The following is a 7,509-nucleotide window of genomic DNA, read 5'->3' on the forward strand; positions in this document are numbered from 1 at the left end:
GCTTTACCGAGCTGGTTCGGGCTTCCGGACCGGCTAAAGCGCCGTTTTCCACGCGCAAAGCGAAAATTACCAGGACGCCATCATGTCTCGCCAGGACGCGAATGCAGCATTTGCCCTCTCCTCTTTTTTGCAGGGCACCAACGCCACCTACATCGACGACCTCTACGCCCGCTACGAGCAAGACCCCGCGTCGGTCGACGCCGAATGGCAGGAATTCTTCAAGAGCCTGAAAGACACCCCGGCCGACGTCCAGAAGAACGCCGAGGGACCCTCTTGGGGCCGCGACAACTGGCCACTCACCCCGCGCGACGAACTGACCTCGGCGCTGGACGGCAACTGGATCACCGTCGAGAAGGCGGTCGGCGCCAAGCTTGCCGCCAAGGTGCAGGCCAAGGGCGCCGAGCTGTCGGCCGCCGACATCAACCAGGCGACCCGCGATTCGGTCCGCGCCTTGATGCTGATCCGCGCCTACCGCATGCGCGGTCATTTCCACGCCAAGCTCGATCCGCTCGGCATCGAGGCGCAGCGCGATCGCGAAGAGCTCGATCCGCGCACCTATGGCTTCACCGAAGCCGATTTTGACCGCAAGATCTTCCTCGACCACGTGCTCGGCCTCGAATACGGCACGCTTCGCGAAATCGTCGCGATCTGCGAGCGCACCTATTGCCAGACGCTCGGCGTCGAGTTCATGCACATCTCCAACGCTGCGCAGAAGGCCTGGATCCAGGAACGCATCGAGGGTCCGGACAAGGAGATCAGTTTCACCCGCGAGGGACGCCGCGCGATCCTCAACAAGCTGGTCGAAGCCGAGGGTTTTGAAAAGTTCTGCGATCTCAAGTTCACGGGCACCAAGCGCTTCGGCCTCGACGGCGGTGAATCGCTGATTCCGGCGCTGGAGCAGATCATCAAGCGCGGCGGCAATCTCGGCGTGAAGGAGATCGTGCTCGGCATGCCGCATCGCGGCCGCCTCAACGTGCTGACCCAGGTGATGGGCAAGCCGCACCGCGCGCTGTTTCATGAATTCAAGGGCGGCTCCGCCAACCCGGACGCGGTCGAAGGCTCCGGCGACGTCAAATACCATTTGGGCGCATCAAGCGACCGCGAGTTCGACAACAATAGGATCCATCTGTCGCTGACCGCGAACCCGTCGCATCTGGAAATCGTCGATCCCGTCGTGCTCGGCAAGGTGCGCGCCAAGCAGGACCAGCACGGCGATCCGCCGGACATGCGTATTTCCGTTCTGCCGCTCTTGATGCACGGCGACGCGGCGTTCGCGGGTCAGGGCGTGGTGGCGGAATGCTTCGGCCTGTCCGACCTGAAGGGTTACCGCACCGGCGGCTCGGTGCATTTCATCGTCAACAACCAGATCGGCTTCACCACCTATCCGCGCTACTCGCGCTCCTCGCCCTATCCGTCCGACGTGGCGAAGATGATCGACGCGCCGATCTTCCACGTGAATGGCGACGATCCGGAGGCGGTGGTGTTCGCGGCCAAGGTCGCGATCGAATTCCGGCAGAAATTCCACAAGCCTGTCGTCATCGACATGTTCTGCTATCGCCGCCATGGCCACAACGAGGGCGACGAGCCCGCGTTCACCCAGCCGGTAATGTACAAGCGCATTGCCTCGCACCCGTCCACGCTGGAGATCTACGCCAGGCGGCTGATCGCCGACGGCGTGATGACCGAGGGCGAGGTCGAGAAGGCCAAGGCCGACTGGCGCGCGCGGCTCGATGCCGAGCTCGAGGCGGGTTCCGGCTACAAGCCCAACAAGGCCGACTGGCTCGACGGTAAGTGGGCGGGCTTCAAGTCAGCCGATCAGGAAGAGGATGCCCGCCGCGGCGTCACCGGCGTCGACATCAACGTCCTCAAGGATATCGGCCGCAAGATCACCAAGGTGCCGGACGGTTTCCGGGTTCACCGCACCATTCAGCGTTTTCTGGAAAACCGTGCCAAAGCCATCGACAACGGCGTCGGCATCGACTGGGCGACCGGCGAGGCGCTGGCGTTCTGCACGCTGCTGCAGGAAGGCCATCACGTCCGGCTGTCGGGACAGGATTCCGAGCGCGGCACCTTCTCGCAGCGCCATTCGGTGCTGATCGACCAGGAAGCCGAGAGCCGTTACACGCCGTTCAACCATCTCGGCCACGACCAGGGCCATTACGAGGTCATCAACTCGCTGCTGTCCGAAGAGGCGGTGCTCGGCTTCGAATACGGCTACTCACTGGCCGAGCCGAAGGCGCTGGCGATGTGGGAAGCGCAGTTCGGCGACTTCGCCAACGGCGCCCAGGTTCTGTTCGACCAGTTCATCTCGTCGGGCGAGCGCAAATGGCTGCGCATGTCCGGCCTCGTCTGCCTGCTGCCGCATGGTTATGAAGGGCAGGGGCCGGAGCACTCCTCGGCGCGGCTCGAGCGTTTCCTGCAGATGTGCGCCGAAGACAACATGCAGGTGGTGTATCCCACCACGCCGGCGAATTACTTCCACGTGCTGCGGCGCCAGCTGCATCGCGAAATCCGCAAGCCCCTGATCATGATGACGCCGAAGTCGCTGTTGCGGCACAAGCGCGCGGTCTCGCGGCTCGACGAACTGGGGGCGGACACCACCTTCCACCGCATCCTGTACGATGACGCCCAGATGCTGCCCGACGAGAAGATCAAGCTCGCGCCGGATGACAAGATCCGCCGCGTCGTGCTGTGCTCGGGCAAGGTCTATTACGATCTTTACGAGGAGCGCGAGAAGCGCGGCATCGACGACATCTACATCATGCGCGTCGAGCAGCTCTATCCGGTGCCGCTCAAGGCGCTGGTGCAGGAGCTCATTCGCTTCAAGAACGCCGAAGTGGTCTGGTGCCAGGAAGAGCCGCGCAACATGGGCGCGTGGCACTTCATCGAGCCCTATCTCGAATGGGTGCTGAACCAGATCCATGCGCCGAACCGGCGTCCGCGTTACGCGGGCCGCGCCGCGTCGGCCGCAACCGCCACCGGTTTGATGTCGAAGCATCTGGCGCAGCTCAAGGCGATGCTGGATGAGGCGCTGAACTAGGATTTGTTCACGTCGTCATGCCCGGGCAAAAGGCGCGAAGCGCCGCTTTCGCGCCAGATGTCCCGGGCATCCACGTCTTGTTTTTGAAAATTGACTTAAGGCGTGGATGGCCGGGCGCAGACAAGTATACGTAGTCTGCGAAAATGCAGACTACTACGCCCGGCCATGACGCAAAGAGGAAAAATACCATGACTGAAATTCGTGTTCCGACGCTCGGCGAGTCCGTGACGGAAGCCACCATCGGCCGCTGGTTCAAGAAGGCCGGCGACGCCGTCGCGGTGGACGAGCCGCTGGTCGAGCTCGAGACCGACAAGGTCACCATCGAAGTGCCGGCGCCGTCCGCCGGTGTGCTCGGCGAGATCGCGGCCAAGGACGGCGAGACCGTCGCCGTCGGCGCGCTGCTCGGGCAGATCAACGAAGGTGCAGCCGGTGGCGCCAAGTCGGTCGCGCCCGCCAGGGCCGCCGCCCCGGCTGCAGCGCCCGCCGCCGCGCCTGCTGCGGCCCTGAAGGCTGCGGTATCCGATGCGCCGCTGGCGCCGTCGGTTCGAAAACTCTCCACGGAGAGCGGCATCGATGCCGCGACCGTTCCGGGCTCCGGCAAGGACGGCCGCGTCACCAAGGGCGACATGCTGGCCGCAATCGAGAAGGCGGCTTCCGCGCCGACCCCGATCAATCAGCCGGCCGCTTCGGTGCAGGTGCGGGCGCCTTCGCCGGCCGACGATGCGGCTCGCGAGGAGCGCGTGAAGATGACGCGGCTGCGCCAGACCATCGCGCGGCGGCTGAAGGACGTGCAGAACACGGCGGCGATGCTGACGACCTTCAACGAGGTCGACATGACCCACATCATGGCGATGCGCGCGCAATACAAGGACGTGTTCGAGAAGAAGCATGGCTCAAAGCTCGGCTTCATGGGCTTTTTCACCAAGGCCGTCGTGCAGGCGCTGAAGGACATCCCGGCGGTGAATGCCGAGATCGACGGCACCGATTTGATCTACAAGAACTACTACCACGTCGGCGTCGCCGTCGGCACCGACAAGGGCCTGGTCGTGCCTGTGGTGCGCGACTGCGACCACAAGTCGATCTCCGACATCGAAAAGTCGATCGCCGATTTCGGCCGCCGCGCCCGCGATGGCCAGCTCAAGATCGACGAGATGCAGGGCGGCACCTTCACCATCACCAACGGCGGCATCTACGGCTCGCTGATGTCGACGCCGATCCTGAACGCGCCGCAGTCCGGCATCCTCGGCATGCACAAGATCCAGGAGCGGCCGATGGTGGTCGGCGGCAAGATCGAGGTCCGTCCGATGATGTATCTGGCGCTGTCCTACGATCACCGCGTGATCGACGGCAAGGAAGCGGTGACCTTCCTGGTTCGCGTCAAGGAAAGCCTGGAAGACCCGGCGCGGCTGGTGCTGGATCTCTGACATATCACGCTAGCTGACGCCGGCGCCCAAGCCGGTATCGCGAGCATGGATCGATGCGCGTTGATTGTGGGGGCTGATGTGACGGACAAGGTTGTTGTGATCACCGGCGGCAGCCGCGGCATCGGCCGCGCCACCGCGCTCGCTGCCGCCGCGCGCGGCTTTCGCGTCGTGGTCGGCTATGCCAGCAATCAGGCGGCGGCGAAGGAAGTCGTCGCCTCGATCGAGCGCAAGAACGGCAAGGCCATTGCGGTGAAATGCGATGTCGGCAGCGAGGCGGACATTCTAGCGCTGTTTGCCGCCGCGGATGAATTCGGCACGCTCGGTGCGCTCGTCAACAATGCCGGCATCGTCGGGCCCTCGGCGCGCGTCGAGGACATGTCGGCCGAGCGTATCCAGCGCATGATGGCCGTCAACGTCACCGGCAGCATCCTGTGCGCGCGCGAGGCGGTGAAGCGGATGTCGACCCGCAAGGGCGGCGAGGGCGGCGTCATCGTCAATCTTTCCTCGGTCGCGGCGAAACTCGGTTCGCCCAACACGTATGTCGATTATGCGGCTTCCAAGGGCGCGGTGGATTCCTTCACCGTCGGCCTCGGCCATGAAGTCGCCGGCGAGGGCATTCGGGTCGCCGCGATCCGGCCCGGGCTGATCGATACCGAGATTCATGCTTCCGGCGGCGAGCCCGATCGCGCACACCGGCTGGCGCACATGGTGCCAATGCAACGTGTCGGCACCGCGGATGAAATCGCCAACGCCATCGTCTGGCTGATGTCGGATGAGGCGTCCTACGTCACCAGCGCCATCCTCGACGTATCGGGCGGGCGGTAATACCTGACATTTTTCCCAGCTACAGGACTTCGATCATGGCTTCCTACGATCTCGTCGTCATCGGCACCGGCCCGGGCGGATATGTCTGCGCGGTCCGCGCGGCGCAACTCGGCATGAAGGTCGCCGTGGTCGAGAAGAACGCGACGCTTGGCGGCACCTGCCTCAATGTCGGCTGCATGCCGTCGAAGGCGCTGCTGCATGCCTCCGAAACGTTCGAGGAAGCCGCACACTCCTTTGCGAAAATGGGCGTCAGCATTTCCGCGCCGAAACTCGATCTGCCATCGATGATGAAGTTCAAGCAGCAGGGCATCGACGGCAACGTCAAGGGCGTCGAGTTTCTGATGAAGAAGAACAAGATCGACGTGATCAGCGGCAAGGGCAAGATCCTCGGCGCCGGCAAGGTTCAGGTCACGGGCGGCGACGGCAAGGCGCAGACGGTCGAGACCAGGAACATCGTCATCGCCACCGGCTCGGATATCGCGCGGCTGAAGGGCGTCGAAATCGACGAGAAGCGCGTCGTGTCGTCGACCGGCGCGTTGTCGCTGGAAAAAGTGCCGGAAAAAATGCTGATCATCGGCGCCGGTGTGATCGGCCTCGAACTTGGCTCGGTGTGGCGCCGGCTGGGAGCGGAGGTCATGGTCGTCGAATTCCTCGACCGCATCCTGCCCGGCATGGACGGCGAAGTGGCGAAACAATTTCAGCGCATGCTCGAAAAGCAGGGCTTTGCGTTCAAACTCGGCGCCAAGGTCACTGGCGTCGATACGTCGGGCAAGATGCTGAAGGCCAGTGTCGAACCGGCAGCCGGTGGACCGGCAGAGACGCTCGAAACCGACGTGGTGCTGGTCTGTATCGGTCGCGTGCCCTACACCGAAGGGCTCGGGCTCAAGGAAGCCGGTATCGCGCTCGACAATCGCGGGCGCGTGCAGATCGACGCGCATTTCGCAACCAGCGTGAAGGGCGTCTATGCGATCGGCGACGTGGTGGCGGGGCCGATGCTGGCGCACAAGGCCGAGGATGAAGGCGTCGCCTGCGCTGAAATTATCGCGGGCCAGGCGGGCCACGTGAACTACGATGTTATTCCAGGCGTCGTGTATACCACGCCGGAAGTGTCATCAGTCGGCAAGACCGAGGAAGAGCTGAAGCAGGCGGGCGTGGCCTATACCTCCGGCAAATTCCCGTTCACCGCCAACGGCCGTTCCAAGGTCAACCAGACCACTGACGGTTTCGTGAAGATTCTCGCAGATGCGAAGACAGATCGCGTGCTTGGCGTGCACATCATCGGCCGCGAAGCCGGCGAAATGATCCACGAAGCCTGCGTACTGATGGAATTTGGGGGCTCTGCCGAAGATCTGGCGCGCACGTGCCATGCCCACCCGACCCGGTCGGAAGCGATCAAGGAGGCCGCGCTTGCGGTCGGCAAACGCGCCATCCATATGTGATCCACATCCGGAACATACCGGGTAGAGCGTGATTGAAGAAGCAGGTATCCGGTTTCTCGAAAAGATCATGCTTTGAACGAAGAAAAAGAGCGGAGCGACCAATCAATGGACGTCATTCCGCTCTAGAGATGATGATCGATGATGCGCCGCCTGTTACAGCCGTTCTGGGTCCTGCTTGCGGTCATCTTCCTGATCGAAGCCTGGCTGTGGGATCATCTCGAGCCGATCGTCGAGCGCATCGTCGCGCTGATCCCGCTGCGCGCATTCAAGCAATGGCTGTCCGAGCGCGTCGATGCGCTGTCGCCGGCGATGACGCTGATCGTGTTCGCCGTGCCGGTGATCCCGCTGTTTCCGCTCAAGCTGGTCGGTCTCTGGCTGCTGGCGCATGAGTATTGGCTGAGCGCCGTCACCGTCATCGTGCTCGGGAAATTCGTCGGCGTCGGCGTCACCGCCTTCATCTTCGACGTGACGCGCACGAAGCTCCTGCAGATGGCGTGGTTCAAGAAGACCTATGAATTCATCATGGCGATGCGCGCCAAGGCGGCGGCCCTGGTCCAGCCGATCAAGCTGCGCATCCGGGAAATCCTGCGTGGCGGCGGCGACGGCTGGTCATCGCGCACGCTGCGGCTGATCCAGCGCTTTCGCAAGAGCGTGCACGAGGCGCGCTGACGCTTCCCGCTGTCGTCGCCCGGCTTGACCGGGCGACCCAGGGCGGATTCAACCGGTCGTCGCAACACTTCAGCCAAGGAGGTTGCGATGAATGGATACGGACAAGATTCGG

At 63.4% G+C, this 7,509-nt stretch carries 5 protein-coding genes; all 5 read left to right on the plus strand.

The annotated features are described in order from the left end of the window. Positions 1-82 precede the first annotated feature (82 nt). The 5 genes from JQ624_RS03485 (at position 83) to JQ624_RS03505 (ending at position 7,397) form a co-directional block, all read left to right on the plus strand. Positions 83-3,040: a 2-oxoglutarate dehydrogenase E1 component gene (locus tag JQ624_RS03485; protein ID WP_212417409.1), complete on the plus strand. Its 2,958-nt coding sequence runs from the start codon at positions 83-85 to the stop codon at positions 3,038-3,040. A 188-nt stretch (positions 3,041-3,228) separates the two neighbouring features. Beyond that, entirely contained in the window at positions 3,229-4,464 is a 1,236-nt protein-coding gene (odhB, locus tag JQ624_RS03490; protein WP_212417410.1) for a 2-oxoglutarate dehydrogenase complex dihydrolipoyllysine-residue succinyltransferase, read from the plus strand. 78 nt (positions 4,465-4,542) lie between these two features. Beyond that, positions 4,543-5,289, plus strand: a complete 747-nt coding sequence (locus JQ624_RS03495) for an SDR family oxidoreductase (protein WP_212417411.1) — start codon at positions 4,543-4,545, stop codon at positions 5,287-5,289. A 35-nt stretch (positions 5,290-5,324) separates the two neighbouring features. Beyond that, entirely contained in the window at positions 5,325-6,728 is a 1,404-nt protein-coding gene (lpdA, locus tag JQ624_RS03500) for a dihydrolipoyl dehydrogenase (RefSeq protein WP_212417412.1), read from the plus strand. Between the two features lie 138 nt (positions 6,729-6,866). Next, entirely contained in the window at positions 6,867-7,397 is a 531-nt protein-coding gene (locus JQ624_RS03505) for a hypothetical protein (RefSeq protein ID WP_212417413.1), read from the plus strand. Positions 7,398-7,509: the final 112 nt, after the last annotated feature.

This window comes from Bradyrhizobium sp. AUGA SZCCT0283 (genome assembly GCF_018130385.1).
Taxonomy (GTDB): Bacteria; Pseudomonadota; Alphaproteobacteria; order Rhizobiales; family Xanthobacteraceae; genus Bradyrhizobium.

Coding starts and splice junctions, on each gene's coding strand:
- JQ624_RS03485 (WP_212417409.1), top strand. CDS start 83: ATGTCTCGCCAGGACGCGAATGCAGCATTTGCCCTCTCCTCTTTTTTG.
- odhB (WP_212417410.1), top strand. CDS start 3,229: ATGACTGAAATTCGTGTTCCGACGCTCGGCGAGTCCGTGACGGAAGCC.
- lpdA (WP_212417412.1), top strand. CDS start 5,325: ATGGCTTCCTACGATCTCGTCGTCATCGGCACCGGCCCGGGCGGATAT.
- JQ624_RS03505 (WP_212417413.1), top strand. CDS start 6,867: ATGATGCGCCGCCTGTTACAGCCGTTCTGGGTCCTGCTTGCGGTCATC.